Here is a 20,090-nt window from a genome sequence, read left to right on the forward strand (position 1 = left end):
CTTGGTATGTGCGCTATGTAAGGTACTCTCATCTGGACTTTTCCTGGTCGTATCGTTTGCGGCAGGATTCGGGTAGAGCTTTCGTGGCACACCGAAAAGTTTCGAATGGGTTGCGGTGCGGGTTTTTCTTGAGGAGAGCAGATGACGGCGCTAGATGGGACCTCCACGAAGGGCCTGGTCCTCCGTCCGTGGCAGGACCCGGCACTCCCCGTGGCGGATCGGGTCGACGCCCTTCTTGCGGAGATGACCCTGGAGGAGAAGGTCGGCCAGCTCGGCAGCCGGTGGCCGGGCAACGTCATGGGGGCTGAGCAGGGCGGGGAGCCCCAGGAGAGTCAGGAGAGTCGCGAGGGCACGGCGAACGTCGCCCCGATGCAGGACGTTTTCGCGGCCTCGGGAAGCGTGCCCTTCGAGGAGACGATCCGCCACGGGCTCGGTCACCTGACGCGGGTGTTCGGCAGTGCTCCGGTGACCGCGGCGGAGGGCGCCGCGGAGGTGGTACGGCTGCAGTCCGAGGTGGTGAAGCACTCCCGGCTCGGCATCCCGGCGCTGGTCCACGAGGAGTGTCTGACCGGTTTCACTACTTATGGTGCGACCGTTTACCCCGCGGCCATCGCCTGGGGGGCGACGTTCGACCCGGACCTGGTGGAGCGGATGGCCACCGCCATCGGACGGGACATGCGCGCCGTGGGCGTCCACCAGGGCCTGTCACCGGTGCTGGACGTGGTGCGCGACTACCGCTGGGGCCGGGTCGAGGAGACGATGGGCGAGGATCCGTACCTCGTCGCGATGCTCGGCGCGGCCTACGTGCGCGGCCTGGAGAACGCCGGGGTCATCGCCACCCTCAAGCACTTCGCCGGCTACTCCGCCTCCCGGGCGGCCCGCAACCACGGCCCGGTGCCGATGGGGCGGCGCGAGCTGATGGACATGGTCCTGCCGCCTTTCGAGACCGCTCTCGTCGAGGGGGGCGCGCGTTCGGTCATGAACTCCTACTCCGACGTGGACGGTGTTCCCGCCGCGGCCGACTCGTGGCTGCTGACCGACCTGCTGCGCGACGAGTGGGGCTTCACCGGGACGGTGGTGTCGGACTACTGGGCGATCCCGTTCCTCGCGACGATGCACCAGGTCGCCGCGGACACCGACGAGGCCGGGGTGCAGGCGCTGAGCGCGGGCCTCGACGTCGAACTGCCCGACACGCTCGGCTTCGGCCGGCACCTCGTCGAACGGGTGCGGCGGGGCGAGCTGCCGGAGTCCCTGGTCGACCGGGCCGCCCGGCGCCTGCTCACCCAGAAGGTGACGCTCGGACTGCTGGATCCGGACTGGACCCCGGAGAGGTCGGTCGCCCAGGCGGCGGACGTGGACCTCGACTCGCCGGACAACCGGGCACTCGCCAGGGAGCTGGCCGAACGGTCGATCGTGCTGCTCGACGCGGGCACCGCGCTGCCGCTGCTCGGCGAGGGGCGTCCTGAGCCGCGCCGGGTGGCCGTGGTCGGCCCCTGCGCCGACGACCCGCGCACCTTCATGGGCTGCTACGCCTTCCCCAACCACGTGCTGCCCCGCCATCCGGGACTCGGGCTCGGCGTGGACGCGCCCAGCCTGCTCGACGCGCTGCGGGCCGAGTTGCCCGGTGCCGAGCTGATCCACGAGCAGGGCTGCGAGGTGCGGAGCGAGGACCGCTCCGGCTTCGCCGCCGCGACCCGGGCGGCTCGCGAGGCCGACGTGTGCGTGGCCGTCGTCGGCGACCTGGCGGGGATGTTCGGGCTCGGTACGTCGGGCGAAGGCTGCGACGCCGAGGACCTGCGGCTGCCCGGTGCGCAGGAGGACCTGCTGGCCGAGCTCGCCGCCACCGGCACGCCGGTCGTGGTGGTCGTCGTCTCGGGTCGCCCGTACGCGCTGGGCGAGGTGTCGAAGACGGCCGCCGCGCTCGTCCAGGCGTTCATGCCCGGGGAGGAGGGCGGAGCGGCCATCGCCGGGGTCCTGTCCGGCCGGGTGCAGCCCAGCGGGAAGCTGCCGGTGCAGATCCCGCGCGGCCCTGGCGGGCAGCCCGGCACCTACCTGCAGCCGCCGCTGGGCGCCAACAGCCAGGGCATCAGCAACCTCGACCCGACCCCGCTGTTCCCGTTCGGGCACGGTGCCTCGTACACCACCTTCGCGATCGACTCCTTGAGGATCAGCGACGCCGAGGTGCCCACCGACGGGGAGTTCACCGTGTCGGTGCGGGTGCGCAACACCGGGAGCCGGGTGGGCGAGGAGGTCGTGCAGCTCTTCCTGCACGACGTGATCGCCCAGGTCACCCGGCCGGTGCTACAGCTCACCGGATTCACCAGGGTCAGGCTGGAGCCCGGCGCGAGCGCACTGGCGACCTTCACCGTGTCCGCCGACAGGACCGCGTTCACCGGACGCGACCTGCGGCGCGTCGTGGAGCCGGGGGATCTTGAGGTGTTCGTGGGCGCGTCGGCGTCCGACCTGCCCTGCCGGGGCCGCGTGACCCTGACCGGTCCGCCGCGTCACGTCGGCGTGGACCGGCGACTGGTCACCCGGGTGGACGTGGAACCCGCTCCGGGCGCTTCCGCCGCACAGCAAGGGAGAACAGATGCCGGCAAGTCCTAGGAGGGCCACGCTGGCCACGGTCGCGGCCTCGGCGGGGGTGTCGGTCGCGACCGTGTCCAAGGTGCTCAACGGCCGAGGTGACGTCTCCCCGGTGACCCGCTCCCTCGTGGAGTCGTTGCTGGAGGAGCACGACTACGTCTCGCTGTCGCAGCGCCGCCGGGGCGACGCGGCCGTGCCGGCCACGCTCGAGGTGGAGCTCAACGCCGATCTCAACCCGTACTCGACCGAGATCGTTCAGGGCGCGGTGCGTGCCGAGGCCGACGCGGCGATCGTGGTGAGCATCCGCACGAACGCCGACCGCGCCGGGACCTGGGCGCGCGGCCTCGCCGCGGCCGGACGGCGGGCCGTGATCGCCATCACCAGCGAGCTGACCGCCGAGCAGCTCGGCGCCCTGTCCCGGGCACGGCTACCGCTGGTCGTGATCGACCCCCTGAACATGCCGCAGACCAGGGGAGTCGTCAGCGTCGGCTCGACGAACTTCGCCGGAGGACTGGTCGCGACACAGCACCTGCTCGCACTCGGGCACCGGCGCATCGCCTACCTCGGCGGCCCGGCCACCGCCGCCTGCAACCAGGCCCGTCTCCACGGCTACCGCGCGGCGATGGAGGCCGCGGGCGCCCCGGTCCCCCCGAGTCACGTACGGGAGGGGCCCTTCCACTACCAGGAGGGGGTGAGGGGCGGCACGGCCCTGTTCGACCTGCCTGAGCTCCCCACCGCCATCTTCACCGGCTGCGACGAGATCGCGCTCGGCGTGCTGGAGGCGGCCAGGGCGCGAGGGCTGCGGGTGCCCGAGGACCTCAGTATCGTCGGCTTCGACGACACCCAGGTCGCCCGGATGGCCTCGCCCCCGCTGACGACTGTGCGCCAGCCGCTGCGGGAGATGGGCGGGGTCGCCGTACGCACGGCCCTGCGCCTGGCGGCGGGGGAGCGGGTCGACTCCCACCACGTCGAACTCGCCACCGAACTGGTGGTGCGCGGCTCCACCACCGCACCCGGCAGGGGCTGAGCGCCTCAGCTCTTCGAAGGGCTGGGGACGATCGCCTTCTCGATCTGGAGGAGCATCTCCAGGTGCTCCCGCACGACGCGGTCGGTGAGGACGGCGAGTTTCTTCACCATGGGGGCGGAGCCGTTGTCGATCTCCCTCTTCACGAGGGCGACCCCCTCGCGGTGGTTGGCGATCTCCATACCGATCCAGGCCCTGTCGAACTCCATCCCGCTCAACGCCATCACCTCCTTGAGGCGCCGGCGCTGCACCTCGCTGGGCTCACCGGGGAGCTTCACGCCCAGCTGGTCGGCCACCTGCCGTATGGTCCTGTCGAGCTTCGTGTGGTCGGCGACCAGCTTCGCCCCCAGCACGCGCACGGCCTTTCCGGCCTCCCGATCATTCTGGTCGTCGGTCTTCCCGGTGACGGCGAGACCCGCCTCGATCTCGAACAGGCTGCCCTGGTGCGCCTGGACGAGGAATTCCCGATCCTGCCGGCTGGGCGGCGGGGGAGCGGAGGCGGCGCCGAGGTCGGCCGTGCCGCCTGTCGCCGCCATGGCGATGGCCAGCATGATGATCGCCTTTCGAGTCATCGGATCCTCCGTCGATCAATTCACGGTCAGAACTGACGCCTTCTCTCTTCTCATATATGCATATATAGGTTGATATGACGCTATAAGTAGTAAATCTTATGGAAAGTACGCATATGGTGCCCGTTGGTGGAGCAGGCCAATCCCGTGCCCGCCGCGCCTGCCTGGTCGAGTGACCGGACGGTGGGGATCGGATGTCCGGTCCGGCGCCAGAAAACGCGCCGGACCTCCCCGGATGACACGGGCCGTGGCTAAATGTGATGAGATTTACCCTGTTCGCGTGATCCGTCCGCTCGAGACTCGTTCGAGGGGACACCACGATCGTCATGACCTGCCGGACAGTGGGAGGTGGGCGTCATCGGTATCGTCTCGCCCGGGTTCTTCGGCCGCCGTCGCGCCGGCAACCCGGACCTGCCGCCGGGGCAGTACCTCACGGAGGACTTCCCCGTCCTGTCGGCCGGACCCACGCCCCTGGTCTCCACCGACGACTGGAGCCTCGGCGTCACCACCGAGACCGGCGAGGTCGTCCGCTGGAGCTGGGCGGAGCTCAACGCGCTGCCCGTGGAGCGGTTCACGGTCGACCTGCACTGCGTCACCAAGTGGTCCAAGCTCGGCACCACCTGGGAGGGCGTGTCACTCGACACCCTCCTCGACGGCGTGGAGACCTCCGCGGAATACGCGCTGGCGACCTCCTACGGCGGCTACACCACGAACCTCCCGCTGGAGGACCTCCTCGACGGCCGGGCCTGGATCGCCGTCCGCTACGAGGGTGAGCCCATCACCCCCGAGCACGGCGGGCCCGCCCGGCTCCTCGTGCCGCACCTCTACCTCTGGAAGAGCGCCAAGTGGGTGCGCGACATCCGGCTCCTCGACGAGGACCAGCCAGGATTCTGGGAGGGCGTCGGCTATCACAATTACGGAGACCCATGGCGCGAGCAACGGTACTGGGGCGACTGACCTGGAGGGTCGCCACGGTCACCGCCGTGCGCGACGAGACCTCCGCAGCACGCACGATCACCCTGGACGTTCCCGGCTGGCCCGGCCACCTCGCCGGCCAGCACGTCGACGTGCGGCTCACCGCCCCCGACGGCTACTCCACCCAGCGCTCCTACTCCATCGCCTCCGCCGCGGACGGGGAACGCGTGGAGCTCACCGTCGAGCCGCTGCCCGACGGTGAGGTCTCCCCCTACCTCGCCCAGGTCCTCTCGCCCGGTGACCCGCTGGAGATACGCGGCCCGATCGGCGGCTGGTTCGTCTGGCGTCCGGAGGCGTCCGAGCCGGTGCAACTGGTCGCGGGCGGCTCGGGGGTCGTCCCGCTCATGGCGATGATCCGCGCCCGCGCCTCGGCCGGGGTCGGCACGCCGTTCCGGCTGCTGTACTCCACGCGCGGGCCCGGCTCCGCGCTCTACCGCGCCGAGCTGGACCGTCGCAGCGCAGACGGCTCCGGCCTGGACGTCACCTACGCCTACACGCGCGAGGTGCCCGACGGCTGGGCACGCCCGCCCGCGCGGGTCGACGCCGCCCTGCTCGCCGAGGCCGTCTGGCCCGTCGAACGGAAACCGGCCGTCTTCGTGTGCGGTCCCACCGGATTCGTCGAGACCGTCGCAAGCCTGCTCGTCTCGGCGGGGCACGACCCCCGCCTGATCCGCACGGAACGCTTCGGCCCCAGTGGAGGACCATCATGAGCCAGGACCACCTCGACGGAAACGCGGCGGGCGGAGCACTGCGCGACGTGTTCGCCGTCGACCTGACCGCCGCCACCGGCTGGTGCTCCGGCTGCGCGCGAAGCCTCACACTGGCCGAGGCGATCCTCTACACCCACGCCCCGGGTCTGGTGGCCCGCTGCCCCGGGTGCGAGGAGGTCGTCTTCCGGCTCGTGAGGGCACAGGGGCGGGCATGGCTGGACATGCGCGGCATGACGTGCGTCCAGTTCGAGCTGCCCGCCGACTCCTGAGCGGCTGACATCATTCCGGACATTCGAGGAACGCGGCACCGGGGAGCCCGGGGCGTCACGGTGACGATCCGGGCCCTTCGTCCGGCGTGACCGACAGGAGCCGGACCGCCGGTCCTCGGATCGGTGACCGGCCGGCACTCTCCCGCGCCGACGCCGCCTCCCCTCACCCGGCCTGGAGCGACGCCGCGTCCCCTCACCCGGCCTGGAGCGACGCCGCGTCCCCTCACCCGGCCTGGAGCGACGCCGCGCTGAGAGCCCTGCCGGGTGAGGCGACGTCAGAGCTTGACGGCCCGGGGGCGGTACGGCTCGGCGAGGAAGGCGAGTTCCTTCTCGGTGAGGGACAGGTCCACCGCGGCGACCGCGTCGTCCACATGCCCGTCCTTGGTCGCGCCCACGATCGGGGCCGAGATGCCCGGCTGGTGCAGCAGCCAGGACAGCGCCACCCGTGCGGGAGCGACCTCGCGCTCTCCGGCCACCTGGGCGACCCGGTCGAGGATCAGACGGTCGTTGTCGGCGTCGTCGTAGAGGGCCTCGATGCGGGGGTCGCTGCCCGCCCGGGTGGTGACCTCCTCGGATCCGGCGCGGGCCAGCAGGCCCCTGGCCAGCGGGCTCCACGGGATCAGGCCGATGCCCTGGTCGAGGCAGAGCGGGTTCATCTCCCGCTCCTCTTCCCGGTAAAGAAGATTGTGATGATTTTGCATCGACACGAACTTTGTCCAGCCGTGGATCTCGGCGGTGTGCTGCGCCTTCGCGAACTGCCAGGCGTACATGCTGGAGGCACCGATGTATCGGACCTTGCCGGCGCGGACCACGTCGTGCAGGGCCTCCATGGTCTCCTCGATCGGCGTGTCGGGGTCCCAGCGGTGGATCTGGTACAGGTCCACGTAGTCGGTGCCCAGGCGGCGCAGCGAGGCGTCGATCGAGGAGAGGATGTGCTTGCGCGACAGGCCGCCGTCGTTGACGCCCTCGCTCATCGGCAGGCACACCTTCGTGGCGAGCACGTAGTCGTCCCTGCCGGGGAAGATCCTGGCGAGCAGGCGGCCGGTGACCTCCTCGCTGGCGCCGAACGAGTAGACGTCGGCGGTGTCGAAGAACGTCACCCCCGCCTCGGCCGCCCGGCGCACGATCGGCTCGGCCGCGGCCTCGTCGAGAACCCACTCACCCCATTTGGCGGGGTCGCCGTAGCTCATCATGCCAAGGCAGATCCTCGACACCTTCAAACCGGTGGACCCCAGGCGCACGTATTCCATGTCAAACCTCCCGATCTTCAAGAGCCTGAGCCCACCCTACGACCGCAGCCTCCGAGCGGTTCGCCCACCCGCCGCCGTTCCCCGCGGATGGGCGCGCAGACCTGAGGCAGCGGTTTTCCCGCCCCGGTCTCTCCTGGGCTCGCACTCCACGCCGGAGGATCAGGACAGGTGACGGGACCACCACTCCAGGACGGCCTCGAAGCGCTGCAGGCGGTGCCTTGGGCGGCCGCTGCGCGTGAGCTCGTGCCCCTCGCCGGGAAAGAGGAGAAACTCGGTGGGGACGCCGTTGCGGCGCAGCGCGACGAACATCCGCTGCGCCTGCTCGACCGGACAGCGCAGGTCGTCCTCGGAGTGGACCACGGCGAACGGCAGGGTGATCCGGTCGGCCCGGTAGAGGGGGCTCATCGCGCGCTGGGCCTCCGGATCGGGGCCGCAGTAGGCGTCGGCGAAGAACCAGCCGATGTCGGAGGAGCCGGTGAAGGAGTCCCAGGCGTTGACCGCGCGCTCGCTCCAGGCGGCCCTGAACCGGCTCCCGTGGTGGGCGGCGAGATGGCTCGTCATGAAGCCGCCGTAGGAGCCGCCCATCACGCCCACCCGCTCAGCGTCGCACTCGGGAGTGGCCAGCGCCGCGTCCAGCAGGGCGAGCACGTCGTCGGCGTCCACGGTGCCCAGCGCGCCGATCACCGATCGGCCGTGTTCCTGGCCGTACCCGCAGGAGCCGCGAGGATTGGGCAGGACCACCGCGTACCCGGCGCCCGCGTAGATCTGGGTCTCGTCCAGGAACGCCCACCCGTGCTGGTGGAAAGGGCCGCCGTGCACGTTCAGCAGGACCGGGTGCGGCCCGTCGCCCTCGGGCAGGGCGAGCCAGCCGTGCACCGGGTAGCCGTCGGCGGAGACGGCGGTGATCTCACGCAGCGGCCTGATCCCGGTGAGGGTGCCGGAGAAGTCGGTCAGTGCCCCGTCGGGAGTGACCACCTCGCCGGGGCTCGCGGGCGTGGACACCACCGCGACCACCCTCTCCCCGCAGACGGTGAACGCCTTCACGCTCGCCCGCTCACCCAGGACCACGACGAGCTCCTCCAGCGGCGCGTCGAGGGCACCGGAGGGCACCAGGCGCAGCTCGACCGCGCCGCGCGTCCGCACCACGACCAGGACGCCGTCCTTTCCGGGTACGGGAGGCAGCGAGTCGCAGTCCACCGACTCCTCCTCGGTCAGCCGGGTCCCGGCCACCGCCCCGCCGCTCTCGCCGGCGCCGCCGATCCGCAGCGGCGCGCGGTACAGGCCCGCGTTGCGGGCCACCGCGTCGATGCCGGAGAACGCCGTACCGAGATAGAGCACCTCCCCGCCCGGCAGGGCGACGGGATGCTCGGCGGAGCCGTCGCTGCGCACCGCGAGGATCGGGGCGCCCCCACCGGAGGGAACCGCGTACACGTCCGTGTACAGGCTCTCGCCGTCGAGGTCGCGGGGAGCCGAGACCAGCACGTGCTCGCCGTCCGGCGTCCAGCCGGGGCAGTCCACGTCGTAGGGACCCTCGGTCAGCCGTACCGGTCGCGGGACGTCGGCGAGGGCGTTCACCACGAACAGGCTCTGTGGCCGGTCGAAGGTGAAGCCGACCCCGTCGGTCCGGTAGCGCAGCCCGGTGATTCGGCGAGGTGCCTCGGCGACGGCGCTCACACCCTCCTGCGTGCCGTACCGGCCGGGCTCGGCGACCCGGGCGACGAACGCGATCCGGCGGGAGTCCGGGGCCCAGACCGGGACGCCCGCGCCCAAAGGCAGATCGGTGATCGGCCGGGCCTCGCCGCCGCCGGTGGGCATCACATACAGCTGCGGGCGGCTCCCTTCGGTGGCGCCGGAGCGCAGGAAGGCGACCCAGGCGCCGTCGGGGGAGATGCGTGGTGCGCTGTCGCGCTCACCGAAGGTGAACCTGACGGGCGGGCCGTCGGCGGGCACCCGCCACAGACCTCCCAGGTAGGCGTCTGCCTCCGGGTCGGGACCGGCCAGGTCGACGAGGAGGAGGTCACCGTGGAGCGTGACGCTCCCCGGAACGGTGAGCTGGGCGAGGTCTTCAGGACGCATAACCAGTAAAGCTATCTCCGTTGACTGCGCGCGTGCTTTGGCAGGCGCGCTCTCAAGCGGCTTTCGGCCCGCGCCGGAGCCTTCCCCGTGTCCGGGGTTCCCGCCTCACCCCTCAGCGCGGGGACGGCAGGATCATCGTGACGCCGGGAACGGAGCCGATCGAGGCGAGCGCCGCTCCGGCCTCCTCCAGGCCGATGGAGCGGGTGAGTAGGGCATCCGGGCTCAGGGCGCCGTCGGCGACGGCCTCCAGCATCGCCGGGTAGGCGTGGGCGGCCATGCCGTGGCTGCCGAGGAGTTCGAGCTCGTAGCCGATCACCCGGCCCATCGGGAGCGGGGTGAGTCCTGGCAGCAGGCCGATCTGGACGTGGCGTCCACGGCGGCGCAGGCTCTCGATCGAGGCCACGCACGTCCCGGGACTGCCGAGCGCGTCGATGGAGACGTGGGCCCCGCCCGAGGTCAGCTCCCTGACCCGCGCGGGGATGTCGGCCTCGGGTGGTTCGGCTCCGACGCAGGCGACGGCGCCGAAGCGCCGGGCCAGCTCCAGGGCTCCCGCCGAGACGTCCACGGCGACCACCCGGGCCCCGGCCGCGGCGGCGATCATGACGGCGGAGAGCCCCACGCCGCCACAGCCGTGCACGGCCACCCACTCGTCCGGCCGTACCCGGCCCACGGCGGTCACGGCGCGGTAGGAGGTGGCGAAGCGGCAGCCCAGGCTCGCGGCGGTGGTGAAGGACATCTCCTCGGGGAGCCGTACGAGGTTCACGTCCGCGTGATCGACGGCCACGTACTCGGCGAAGGAGCCCCAGCGGGTGAACCCCGGCTGGGTCTGGCGTTCGCAGACCTGCTGGTCACCGGAGAGGCAGGCCGGGCAGGAGCCGCAGGCGCAGACGAAGGGGACGGTCACCCGGTCGCCCGGCCGCCACGAGGCGACGCCGGTGCCCACCGCCTCGACGACCCCGGCGAACTCGTGCCCCGGCACGTGGGGGAGGACCCGGATGTCGGGGTCGTGACCCTGCCAGCCGTGCCAGTCGCTCCGGCAGAGCCCGGTGGCCTCCACGCGGATCACCGCTCCACCGGGCGGAGGTTCGGGGGCGGGCACCTCCCGGACCTCTGGATCGGCCCCGAAGGCGTCGAAAAGCACCGCTCGCACCCGTCACACTCCTCTGCCCCGGCCCGTGGTCTCCGGCGCTTTCCGCCGGTGGGCCCACCTGACCGGTGAGCCTATTCGGTCGGTGAGCCGGTCCGGTCGCTGAGCCGGTCGTGAGGTGTCCTGATTAGAAGGTGCACTCTGGGAGAGAGGGAGGGTCACAAGGGTCAACTGATCGGACGGTGTGATGGGGCAGCAAGTCGACAAGGACCGCTACTCCGAGGCGGAGTTCCTCCGTTTCAGGGGGAAACTGGCGGAGCAGCTCGACACCCTTCGCGAGGTGCTCGCAAGACCGGGTTTCGGCGCCGGTCCCGCGACCATCGGGGCCGAGCTGGAGATGTTTCTCATAACGCCCGAAGGGAGGCCGCTTCCCCGTAACCGCGAGGTGCAGGTCGCCGCGGGCGACGGTCGGCTCACGTTGGAGCTGGGCAGGTTCAACCTGGAGGCCAACCTGACTCCGCTGCCGATCGCCGGGCGGCCGTTCACCGCCCTGGTGAGCGAGATGCGGGAGATCATGACCGTGGTGGACGCGGCGGCCACGACACAGGGCGGGCAGGCCGTGGTGATCGGGATCCTGCCCTCGCTGAGCGAGTTCGACTTCACCCACGAGGCGCTGAGCGGCGAGGGCCGCTACCGGGCGCTGGCCAGGGGCATGCGGCGGCTGCGCACGGAGCCGTTCCGGGTGCGCATCGAGGGCGTCGAGATGCTGGAGCTTGAGGTCGAGGGGGTGATCCTGGAGAGCGCCAACACCTCCTGGCAGGTTCATCTCCGCACGCCCCCCGCCGACTTCTCCCGCGTCTACAACGCCGCCCAGCTGGCCATCGGCCCGGTCCTCGCGGTCAGCGGGAACTCGCCCTCCTTCCTGGGCAGGAGGCTGTGGGAGGAGACGAGGATCGCGCTGTTCGAGGAGGCCGCGGACGACCGGGACGTGGAGCGGCTCGACCGCAGGAACCGGCGGGTGGGGTTCGGTTCCGGCTGGGTGCGAAGCGCCGAGGAGATTTTCGAGACATGCGTCCGCGACTACGAGCCGGTGCTGCCGATGACCTTCGCGCCGGAGGAGGTGCCCGCCGACGGCGTCCCCGGACTGGCCGAGCTCCGGCTCCACCAGGGCACCGTGTGGCAGTGGAACCGGCCGGTCTACGACCCCGGTGACGGCGGCCACCTGCGGGTGGAGATGCGTGCCCTGCCCGCCGGGCCGAGCGCGCCCGACATGGCGGCGAACAGTGCCTTCCTGCTCGGGCTCACCGCCGCCCTGGCGGTCCAGCCGGTGGAGGACTTCCCCTTCGCCGGGGCCTACCGCAACTTCTACCGCGCCGCGATCCACGGCCTGGACGCGCCGCTGAGCTGGCCGGGCCTGAACGAGGAGATCCCCGCCGAGCGGCTCGCCCTTGAGCTGCTGCCGGTCGCCGAGGCCGGGCTCGACAGGATGGGGGTGGACCCGGACGAGGCCCGGTGGGCGCTGGACATCGTGCGGGAACGCGTCGCCCGCCGCCGTACCGGTGCGATCTGGCAGCGGGAGGCGCTGGTTCGCGAGGGCGGCGACCAGGCCGCGGCGGCGCGCGTGGTGAGCCGGTACCGGGAGCTGTCGCTGGCCGGGGAACCCGTCCACACCTGGCCTTTCTAACTGCAAAAGGGATTTGAGTACCGGCATACTCATGAACTCCGTATCTTGATCCGCCGATCCTGGCGGAACCGGACAGGAAGAGACCCCCCTCATGAGTCAGATGAAGGTCGTATCGGCCGAGCCGTTCGGGCTGAAGCGGGACGGAGGCGGCCTCGCGGCCGGAATCAAGATTCTGGAGAAGGACCTCAAGCGGGCATCACTCGACACCGTCCTGGCCAAGGCCAACCGCGTCACGGTCAGGAAGGGGTCGGCCGGCACCGGGGCGTTCGGCACGATGAAGCCGAAACCGGTTGACTGGTACACCTTCGACGCCGGGGACAACGCCACCAAGGAGTGGTATCCCCAGGGCCTGACCTGCGCCTCCGACGCCGGGATCACCGGGAGCACGTTCGTGGTGAGCTGGTACCACACGCCGTCGTCGGGGGCGGAGAGGGGCGTGCGCCTGACCTTCGTGAATCCCGCGACGCTCCGCTACCGGCACGTCCTGCTGGTGCGGACCGGAGCCGACGGAGGCATCACGCCGATCAACATCCACGCCGGCGGCGTCGCCTGGTACGGCAACCTGTTGTACGTCGCCGACACCACCCGGGGCCTGCGGGTCTTCGACACCCGGCAGATCTTCGAGATCAACGGGAGCGGTACGGAGACCATCGGAAGGAAGGCCGGCGTGTACGACGCGTTCGGCTACCGGTACGTGATGCCGCAGACCGACGCCTGGACCACCACCAGCGGCAGCGTCCGTTTCTCCTTCGCCGCCGTCGACCGCAGCACCGATCCCGATGTGCTGATCTCCGGCGAGTACGTCGACACCGCGGGCACGGTCGGACGGGTCGCCCGCTGGCCGCTGACCGCGGAGGGGACGTTGAACGCCCCTGCCGGGGGTGTCGTCCAGGCGATGGACGCCTACGCGCTGCCGGGGGACAAGATCCAGGGCGCGCTCTCCTACGAGGGCGTCTGGTATCTCAGCCAGGCCGCGGGTTCCACCAGGAACGGCACCCTGATCGTGGTCGGCGACACGGTGCGTAAGCGGCCCTATCCGGTGGGCCCGGAGGATCTGACCTGTGTCCGAGGCAAGAGGACGCTGTGGAGCGTGAGCGAGTTCGTGGGCCGTCGCGTGGTGTACGGCGTGCCGCTCTGAGGAGCCGCTTCGAGGACATGGTGTCTCCGCAGGGCTGCGAGGGCGCGGTGCCCGATCTTCCCGAGGCCGCCGGAGGCGGTCGTACGGTGTGCCGCTCGGAGACCGTGGGCCCTTTCAGTGGGGGGAGCCGCCGACCAGGCGGAGATCGCCGCCCAGGGAGACGGAGACGGCGGTGGTCGCGATCGCGGTGAGCGCCTGGGCGACCAGCGTGACGGGCATGGAGGGCATGGCCTCGCCCAGGACCTGTTCCGGGCTGAACGGCACGTGCACGAAGCCCCCGCGAACCGCCGGCCGCTCGGTGGTGATCATGTGCATGAGGCCGTAGAAGAGATGGTTGCACAGGCACGTCCCGGCGCTCTGCGAGACGCTCGCCGGGACTCCGACGGCCCGCGCCGCGGCCACGCACGCCTTCACCGGCAGGGTGGAGAAGTAGGCGGCGGGACCACCGGGCACCACCGGCTCGTCGATCGGCCGGCGGCCCGTGCCGTCGGGGACGCAGGCGTCGTCGAGGTTGACGGCCACCCGCTCCACCGTCACGTCGGGCCGCCCTCCGGCCTGCCCGACGCACACGACCACCGCTGGATCGTGCTCCACCACCGCCGCGCGCAGGTGCTCCAGCGACCCGCCGAACGCGCAGGGGAGCAGCGCGGTCCGCACTCCGGGTACGAGCCCGATCGCCTCCCACGACGGGTTCGCGGCGCCGTCGAGCGGCTCCAGCCCGGCGAGCAGGACGCCCTTCATCGGTGCTCCGAGACCGCGGGGTCCGAGCCCGAAGGGGCCGACGTCGCGAGATCCGAGCCTGCGAGATCTGGGGTCGCGGGGTTCGGGGCCGCGGGGTTCGAGGTGGGGGAACCCGTGGACGGAGAACCTGTGGGAGGGGAGCTCACGGGTCCGGAGTTCGAGGGCTCCGAGGGCAGGGCGCAGGCGGGGGTGCCGCCCGGCAGGCGGTGACGGTTGGCGGCGACGAGCCGGTAGACCCCCCGGGCCACCCACCGGAACGGCGGGATCCGCAGCACGAACCCCAGCGGGCTCCACGGGAGACCGGCGGCGATCAGCAGCCTGGCCACCGCCTGCGCCTCGCCGTACACCCGGCCGTTCTCGACCCAGAGCACCTCGCGCTCGGCTCGCTCGCGCGTGACACCCAGCGCCCGGAGATCCGCGAACTGCCAGGGGACGACCCGGGCGCGCACCCCGATGCGGCGCTCGGCGAACCGGACGCTCGTCGTGCAGAAACCGCAGTCGCCGTCGAAGACCAGTACAGGTTCTTCCGTCATGCACCTGACACTACCCAGGAGGACCCGATCAAGGCCCGGCGACCAGGGTGACCGCGACCGGACGGTGGTCGGAGTGCGGGACATCGGGGTTGGACTGGTCTTTTCCGGTGAATCCCGGGGTGACGAGCACGTGGTCGATCTGCTGTGCGGGCCCGCTCCGGGACGGGATGGTGTTGAACGGCCTGACCGGGGCGAAGGGGTCGGTGAGGCCGGCGTCGGTCAGCACCCGCCAGGCCGGATCGCCGGGCTGGAGGTTGAGGTCACCGGCCACGATCACCGGGGTGTCACCCCTCGAGGCGTTCCTGACGATCTCCCCGAGCTGCTCGACCTGGTCGAGCTCGCGCCAGCCCGGCGGAGGCTGCAGGTGGGTGCCGATCACGGTGACGTCCTCGCCCTGCCACCGCAGACCGACCTCCAGCGCCTGCGCGCCGGTCGGGCCGCCCTGGACGAGCACGTGGTTTTTGATCGAGGTGATCGGCAGCGCGGTGAGCAGGGCGTCGCCCCACACCTCGTCGGTTGCCGGTGCCCAGATGTAGTGCATGCCCAGGCGTTCGGCGATCAGCCGTACCCCGTCGTGGCCGCCGTTGAGCAACCAGCCCCTGTCGGCCTCGCTCAGCACCACCACGTGCGGTCTCAGCTCCCTGAGCGCGTCGGCCTGCTGTTCCAGGGAGAGCCTGCCGGACTCGCCGTAGCCCATCCTGATGTTGTACGCCGCGATCCGCAGTCCGTCCTCTGGGCCCTTCCAGCCGGGGTGGGTACCCTGCCACAGGGGAACGGCCGCCACCAGCGCGACCGCGGCGACGGCGGCCGCCGCGAACCGCCGGTCGTAGGAGCGGCGCGGCAGGCCCGCGCTTCCCGTCACGCCTCCGAACGCGACGACGAGCGCCGCGCAGATCGGTACCCACGCGTTGGGCAGGTAGAGGTCGTAGGCGGCGTAGTAGCCGAAGACGAAGATGACGAACAGCAGCATCCCCCCGGCCGTCGCCAGGCCCCGCCGGGCCGGCCGATCCCGGCCGAAGGTCGTCGCGGCGTGCGCGAGGCAGGCCCCCAGCGCGACCTGCCCGACGATCTGCGCGACGATCGTCCAGCCGGGCGCCACCCCGTGAACGCCGTCCACGGTGGCCCTGCCCAGCGTGAACGCCACCGCCGAGGCCACCAGGGCGACCGCGGGCAGGAGCGGGCGGCGCAGCACCGGCAGCGCGGCGGGCGCCGCCGACACCACCGCGAACGCCGCCACGATCACGGCGGCGGCCTGCTGCGCGGAGACGGTCGCCGCCTGGGCGTGCGCGGTGTTGCCGGTGTAGAGGCCCCAGAGCAGCAGGGCGGGGCCGAGCGTCAGCCAGGCGCGGGGAGCCCCGGAGTACTCCTCGTCCGGGGGTTCGGCCCGGACCGTGAACGCGCAGAAGAGCAGGAGCTCCACCACCAGCAGCAGCCACGGGACCGCTCCAGGACGCCACATCAGGTCGATGCCGTCGAGCGCCGCGTGGATCACCGTGGAGGCGGCCAGGCCGGTGATCACCCCGCCCATCACGGGCCGGGCGTCGATGCCGCTCATCGCGATCGCCACCAGCCAGACCAGCCCGGCGAGCAGACCGAGACCGGCCACGTACAGCTGAGGCCCCCCGCCGTCGGTGAGCTGGAGCGCGAGCCGGGAGAGGAACAGCAGGCCCGCGGCGCCGAGGGCGATCAGCGGAGGGCGGACGAATCTGGCGAGCGGTACGGTCAGAAAGGCCAGGACGAACCAGGAGACGGCGAACAGGCCCATCATCTCCGCCGGGGTGCTTCCCGCCCGGCCGAAGAGCGTGATCAGCGATGGCAGGAAGACCCGGAGCACGTCGACGAGCACGACCACGCCGAGGGTCACGTCCAGGCGGATCCGCATGCTACCTCCCAAGAACGCGAGCTATCCTCGCCTTCTTCGTGCCCTATGACAAGGGCGAGACCTGCCCGAAGCGCCGCACCCCGGGTGGGAGACGACCTCGCCGGAGCCGGAGTCTCTCAGCGAGCCGAGGGCTCCTCCGGCGAATCCCCGGGCGAAGCCGGGTCCGCGGGAGGAGAGGCGGAGGCGTCGAGGTGGCGGAACGCCTCGTGCGCGGAGCGGACACTGTCGCGCAACGCCTGTTCCAGCTGACCGGCGTCCTCGGTGAGCCTCCCGATCTCCGGTACGGCGAAGGCGTCGGCGCCGGACTCCGCGAGCAGTTCCTCATAGCGGGGGAGCCGCGCGCGAAGCGCCTCGATCTGGTCATGGGCGCGCAGCGCCCGCTCGGCGTCGGCCACATGGCTCGCGTAGCGTTCCAAAGCCTCGACCCGCGCGAGTACGGCGGCCTCGCTCGCGGCCAGCGCCCGCTCCAGCGGCGCCATGGCGGCGGCCAACTCCGGAGTGCTCCCGCCGTACACGAACTCCTGGTGCTCGTTTCGCAGTGTGGAGAGCTTGTTCAGCAGCCGGGCGATCTCCCACTCCTGCGCGGGGAGCATCACCGAGTTGCGCACGCTGTCGAGCATGCCCGCCGCGTTGACGCGCGAGCGCAGGATGTAGTCGATCGCCTGCTGGGTCCGGTCGAGCAACTGCCCGGCGCCGTAGTCGAAGTCCTCGGCCGGGAGCAGGTAGCGGCCCTCGTACCAGCGGGCCTCGCGGTAGAGCTCCTGCTCGACCGTCTCGGGCTCCGCGGGCTCGCGGGCGGCCAGCAGGCCGACGAAGACCACGAAGACGAGCAGCGAGAGCATGAAGAACAGCAGTTGCCCGACGTCGGCGAGGAACATCAGGCACACCAGGAAGAGCGCCGCCACCCCTCCGCCGGCGTTCAGGAAGCGTCCGGTCAGGCGGGAGTTGGGCGGCGAGGGCTCAGGGGTCCAACCGGCGCGGATGCGCGACAACATCGACGCGTGCCGGCGGAACAGGTCGGCGGTCCGGGGGGGAACTTCAGGATCGACCACCACTGACCGCACAGGCTCGTCCCTCCGTTCGATCACATTTGACGTCAGCTGTCGAGATGGCGGAAAGCCTCGTGTGCCGAGCGTACGCTCTCGCGGAGCGCTCGCTGAAGCATGTCGGCGTCGCCGCTGAGATGCCTGATCTCCGGCCCGGAGAATCTGGCCGCGCCCGTCTCGGCGACGAGCTGCTCGTACTCCGGCAGATGCGCCCGCAGGACCTCGATCTGCCCCTGGGCGCGCAGCGCCCGCTCGGCGTCGGAGACGTGGCCCGCGTAGCGCTCCAGGGCCTCGACCCGCGCGAGTACGGCGGCCTCGCTCGCGGCCAGCGCCCGCTCCAGCGGCGCCATGGCCGCGAGCACCTCGGGGCTCCTGCCGCCCTTGGCGAGGTGGCGGTGCTTGGCCCGCAGCGAGGAGAGCTTGTTCAGCAGCCGGGCGATCTCCCACTCCTCGGCGGGGAGCATCACCGAGTTGCGCACGCTGTCGAGCATGCCCATCGCGTTGACCCGCGAGCGCAGGATGTGGTCGATCGCCCTCTGGACCCGGCCGAGCAGATGTCTGGCGTCGTAGTCGAAGTCCTCCAGGATCAGGAAGCGCCCGTGCCAGTGCCGCGAGTGCGCGTACAGGAGCCGCTCGACGGAGTCGGCGGGAGAGGGCTTCCTGGCGAGGTAGACCACCCCGAGGATGAAGAGATAAAAGATGATCAGCGGGATGAGCAGGACGACGGCCTGGGGGATCGGAGCGCCGACGGCGAGGAGGCCGCCCCCCGTGAGAGCGACCGATCCGCCGAAGAAGCCGATGAGCACTCCCGGAACCCTGGGGGCGTCCACGTCCCTGGGCGGGCGTTTGGTGCGGAGGCGGTAAAGCAACGGGCCGTTCTGGCGGAAGAGGTCGGCGACCTCCCCGGGCACCTCAGGATCGACCACCACGCGCTGCACAGGCGCCCCCTTTGCCGTGTTTCAAAAGCATAGCGATTAACCATGTTTCAGGTCATGCCTCCTTACATGGTGCTCCCTATCATCAAGTATCGCGTGCCGAAAAGAAGATCGGGATGATTGTCCGGAGATCGCCCCAGGTGGGAAGGGGTGTCCTCCCGGGCCGACCGGGAGTTGAGGCGGATCCGTCTCGGTGGACGTTCTGGTAGACGGGCAGGTAGGAGCCTTGAAGTGGTCGCGGCCGTCGAGAGCCGGCCCGGGAGGCGGATCGCTTCGCGTCCTACGGATCGCTTCATGTCCTACGGATCGGTGAGGACGTAGAGCAGCGCGGCCATGCTGGTGCCGCACGTGACGTCGCCCCTGCCGACCATGTCGCGGACATCGGCGAGTGGCACCCACTCGACGCGCTCGGCCTCCCACGGGTCGGTCGGCGGGCCGATGTGGACGGCGCCGTCGGCGCGGAAGATGTGGTGGACCGAGTCGGAAAGCCCGTTGCTCGGCTGGACACGCAGCAGCGGGCGCAGCGGTCCAGGCCGCCATCCGGTCTCCTCCTCGAACTCGCGTGCGGCGGCCGTCGCCGGCTCCTCGCCGTCCTCGATCCCGCCGATGGGAATCTCCCAGCCCCACGAGTCGGGGATGAAGCGATGCCGCCAGATCAGCAGCACCCGCCGCCGATCGTCGGTGACGACGGCTCCGGCCCCCGGCGCGGTACGGATCAGCCGGTAGTCCAGGCGCCTGCCGTCGGGAAGTTCCACGTCCGCGACCCGGACATCGAGCCACCGATCGGTGTAGAGAGGTTCTTCTGAGTGGACCTGCCAGCGCATGCGGTGTGCTCCCAGCGTGTTACCTGATCTCGCCCACGCTACCGAGGGCGCGGCCCGAGACGTTCGGCGTTTCCTCCGGACGCCGTCAGCCGATCCTCTCGCCGTACACGTGGTCGACCGTCATGACCATGAGCACCCGGCGGTCGGAGACCATCACCGCCCGGTACTCGTCCCAGTCCGGGTGCTCGCCGGCGGCGAGGCGGTAATAGCGCACCAGTGCCTCGACCTCGGGGCCGTGCGGATCGGTTCCCGGCCCGGTGAGTGTCGCCGTGCCCTCGGCGGTGGCCCATGCCAGACCGTCGGGGGCGGTCACCTCCAGCGTGGCGCGCGGGTCTCGACGCAGGTTCGCCGTCTTGGCGCGTCCCTCGGTCATCGAGACGTAGACGACCTTGGCCTCCGGGTCGTAGAAGGGCATGACGGGGGAGAGCTGAGGGCGGCCGTCGGTCTTGATCGTCGCGAGGACGCCGAGGCGGCTTTCCGTGAGCAGCGCGCGCGGATCGAATGGTGTGGCGGTCATGTTCAGGGCCAAGGCGCGACCGGATGCCGATTATTCCCCCGCGATGCGGGGCCGAGGGGGCGGGGACGCTTCGCCGGGGGGAGGGCACGGAGGTGCTTCGCCGAGATCGAAGACCTCCTATCAGTACGACACATCTGAACGTTTCATGCGGGCCGGTCGGCTCAGGTAACCGCAGGACGGACATCGTCCCAGGTAGGAGCGGAAAACGGCTCACCACGGCCGGAACGGCGGTGTGCTATTTGTG

Annotated in this window: 18 protein-coding genes; 7 read left to right on the forward strand and 11 right to left on the reverse strand. The window is 71.1% G+C overall.

The window, feature by feature from the left end; translation table 11 throughout:
• Positions 1–141: 141 nt before the first annotated feature.
• Complete coding sequence (locus ACIBH4_RS02945; protein WP_362763276.1) at positions 142–2,607, forward strand: glycoside hydrolase family 3 N-terminal domain-containing protein; 2,466 nt, start codon at positions 142–144, stop codon at positions 2,605–2,607.
• The gene (locus ACIBH4_RS02950) at positions 2,591–3,613 is read left to right on the forward strand and encodes a substrate-binding domain-containing protein (protein WP_362505216.1); all 1,023 of its coding nucleotides are present in this window, start codon (positions 2,591–2,593) and stop codon (positions 3,611–3,613) included. The genes ACIBH4_RS02945 and ACIBH4_RS02950 overlap by 17 nt, the downstream gene beginning before the upstream one ends.
• A 5-nt stretch (positions 3,614–3,618) precedes the next feature.
• Here ACIBH4_RS02950 and ACIBH4_RS02955 read toward each other — a convergent pair whose 3' ends face one another.
• Positions 3,619–4,182 (reverse strand): DUF4142 domain-containing protein, encoded by a 564-nt coding sequence (locus tag ACIBH4_RS02955; RefSeq protein WP_362505220.1) that lies wholly within the window; start codon positions 4,180–4,182, stop codon positions 3,619–3,621.
• Between the two features lie 354 nt (positions 4,183–4,536).
• Here ACIBH4_RS02955 and ACIBH4_RS02960 point away from each other — a divergent pair, with 354 nt between their 5' ends.
• The 3 genes from ACIBH4_RS02960 to ACIBH4_RS02970 are packed head-to-tail and all read left to right on the forward strand — an operon-like array spanning position 4,537 to position 6,133.
• Positions 4,537–5,136, forward strand: coding sequence for a sulfite oxidase-like oxidoreductase (locus tag ACIBH4_RS02960; protein ID WP_362763539.1), 600 nt, complete (start codon positions 4,537–4,539; stop codon positions 5,134–5,136).
• Entirely contained in the window at positions 5,106–5,864 is a 759-nt protein-coding gene (locus ACIBH4_RS02965) for a ferredoxin reductase (protein ID WP_362763273.1), read from the forward strand. Before ACIBH4_RS02960 ends, ACIBH4_RS02965 begins: the two co-directional genes overlap by 31 nt.
• Complete coding sequence (locus tag ACIBH4_RS02970; protein ID WP_362505226.1) at positions 5,861–6,133, forward strand: DUF6510 family protein; 273 nt, start codon at positions 5,861–5,863, stop codon at positions 6,131–6,133. The genes ACIBH4_RS02965 and ACIBH4_RS02970 overlap by 4 nt, the downstream gene beginning before the upstream one ends.
• 275 nt (positions 6,134–6,408) lie before the next feature.
• Here ACIBH4_RS02970 and ACIBH4_RS02975 read toward each other — a convergent pair whose 3' ends face one another.
• The 3 genes from ACIBH4_RS02975 to ACIBH4_RS02985 form a co-directional block, all read right to left on the reverse strand.
• Positions 6,409–7,383: an aldo/keto reductase gene (locus ACIBH4_RS02975; RefSeq protein ID WP_362505229.1), complete on the reverse strand. Its 975-nt coding sequence runs from the start codon at positions 7,381–7,383 to the stop codon at positions 6,409–6,411.
• Positions 7,384–7,542: 159 nt separating this feature from the next.
• On the reverse strand, positions 7,543–9,459 hold the full coding sequence (locus tag ACIBH4_RS02980) for a S9 family peptidase (RefSeq protein ID WP_362763270.1): 1,917 nt from the start codon (positions 9,457–9,459) through the stop codon (positions 7,543–7,545).
• A gap of 112 nt (positions 9,460–9,571) precedes the next feature.
• Positions 9,572–10,609, reverse strand: coding sequence for an alcohol dehydrogenase catalytic domain-containing protein (locus ACIBH4_RS02985; RefSeq protein ID WP_362505235.1), 1,038 nt, complete (start codon positions 10,607–10,609; stop codon positions 9,572–9,574).
• Positions 10,610–10,793: 184 nt separating this feature from the next.
• On the opposite strand from ACIBH4_RS02985, the gene ACIBH4_RS02990 reads away from it, so the two are divergent.
• Together ACIBH4_RS02990 and ACIBH4_RS02995 are read left to right on the forward strand one after the other, a co-directional pair.
• On the forward strand, positions 10,794–12,230 hold the full coding sequence (locus ACIBH4_RS02990; RefSeq protein ID WP_362763268.1) for a glutamate--cysteine ligase: 1,437 nt from the start codon (positions 10,794–10,796) through the stop codon (positions 12,228–12,230).
• 91 nt (positions 12,231–12,321) lie between these two features.
• Entirely contained in the window at positions 12,322–13,368 is a 1,047-nt protein-coding gene (locus ACIBH4_RS02995; RefSeq protein WP_399171358.1) for a hypothetical protein, read from the forward strand.
• 114 nt (positions 13,369–13,482) lie between these two features.
• Here the strand turns inward: ACIBH4_RS02995 and pcp are convergent, their stop codons facing one another.
• The 7 genes from pcp to ACIBH4_RS03030 form a co-directional block, all read right to left on the reverse strand.
• Entirely contained in the window at positions 13,483–14,109 is a 627-nt protein-coding gene (pcp, locus tag ACIBH4_RS03000) for a pyroglutamyl-peptidase I (protein ID WP_362505244.1), read from the reverse strand.
• Positions 14,106–14,642 (reverse strand): DUF393 domain-containing protein, encoded by a 537-nt coding sequence (locus ACIBH4_RS03005; RefSeq protein ID WP_362505247.1) that lies wholly within the window; start codon positions 14,640–14,642, stop codon positions 14,106–14,108. The genes pcp and ACIBH4_RS03005 overlap by 4 nt, the downstream gene beginning before the upstream one ends.
• A gap of 28 nt (positions 14,643–14,670) precedes the next feature.
• Complete coding sequence (locus tag ACIBH4_RS03010) at positions 14,671–16,524, reverse strand: endonuclease/exonuclease/phosphatase family protein (RefSeq protein ID WP_362763265.1); 1,854 nt, start codon at positions 16,522–16,524, stop codon at positions 14,671–14,673.
• Between the two features lie 116 nt (positions 16,525–16,640).
• Positions 16,641–17,588 carry a hypothetical protein gene (locus ACIBH4_RS03015; RefSeq protein WP_362505253.1) on the reverse strand — a complete coding sequence of 316 codons (948 nt, stop codon included), beginning with the start codon at positions 17,586–17,588 and terminating at the stop codon, positions 16,641–16,643.
• A gap of 32 nt (positions 17,589–17,620) precedes the next feature.
• Positions 17,621–18,508, reverse strand: coding sequence for a hypothetical protein (locus ACIBH4_RS03020; RefSeq protein ID WP_362505256.1), 888 nt, complete (start codon positions 18,506–18,508; stop codon positions 17,621–17,623).
• 296 nt (positions 18,509–18,804) lie between these two features.
• Positions 18,805–19,329 carry an NUDIX hydrolase gene (locus ACIBH4_RS03025; protein ID WP_362505259.1) on the reverse strand — a complete coding sequence of 175 codons (525 nt, stop codon included), beginning with the start codon at positions 19,327–19,329 and terminating at the stop codon, positions 18,805–18,807.
• 85 nt (positions 19,330–19,414) lie between these two features.
• The gene (locus ACIBH4_RS03030) at positions 19,415–19,846 is read right to left on the reverse strand and encodes a PPOX class F420-dependent oxidoreductase (RefSeq protein WP_362505262.1); all 432 of its coding nucleotides are present in this window, start codon (positions 19,844–19,846) and stop codon (positions 19,415–19,417) included.
• Between the last annotated feature and the right edge of the window lie 244 nt (positions 19,847–20,090).

Origin of the sequence: Streptosporangium sp. NPDC050284, from assembly GCF_044459525.1 — a bacterium.
Lineage (GTDB): Bacteria > Actinomycetota > Actinomycetes > Streptosporangiales > Streptosporangiaceae > Streptosporangium.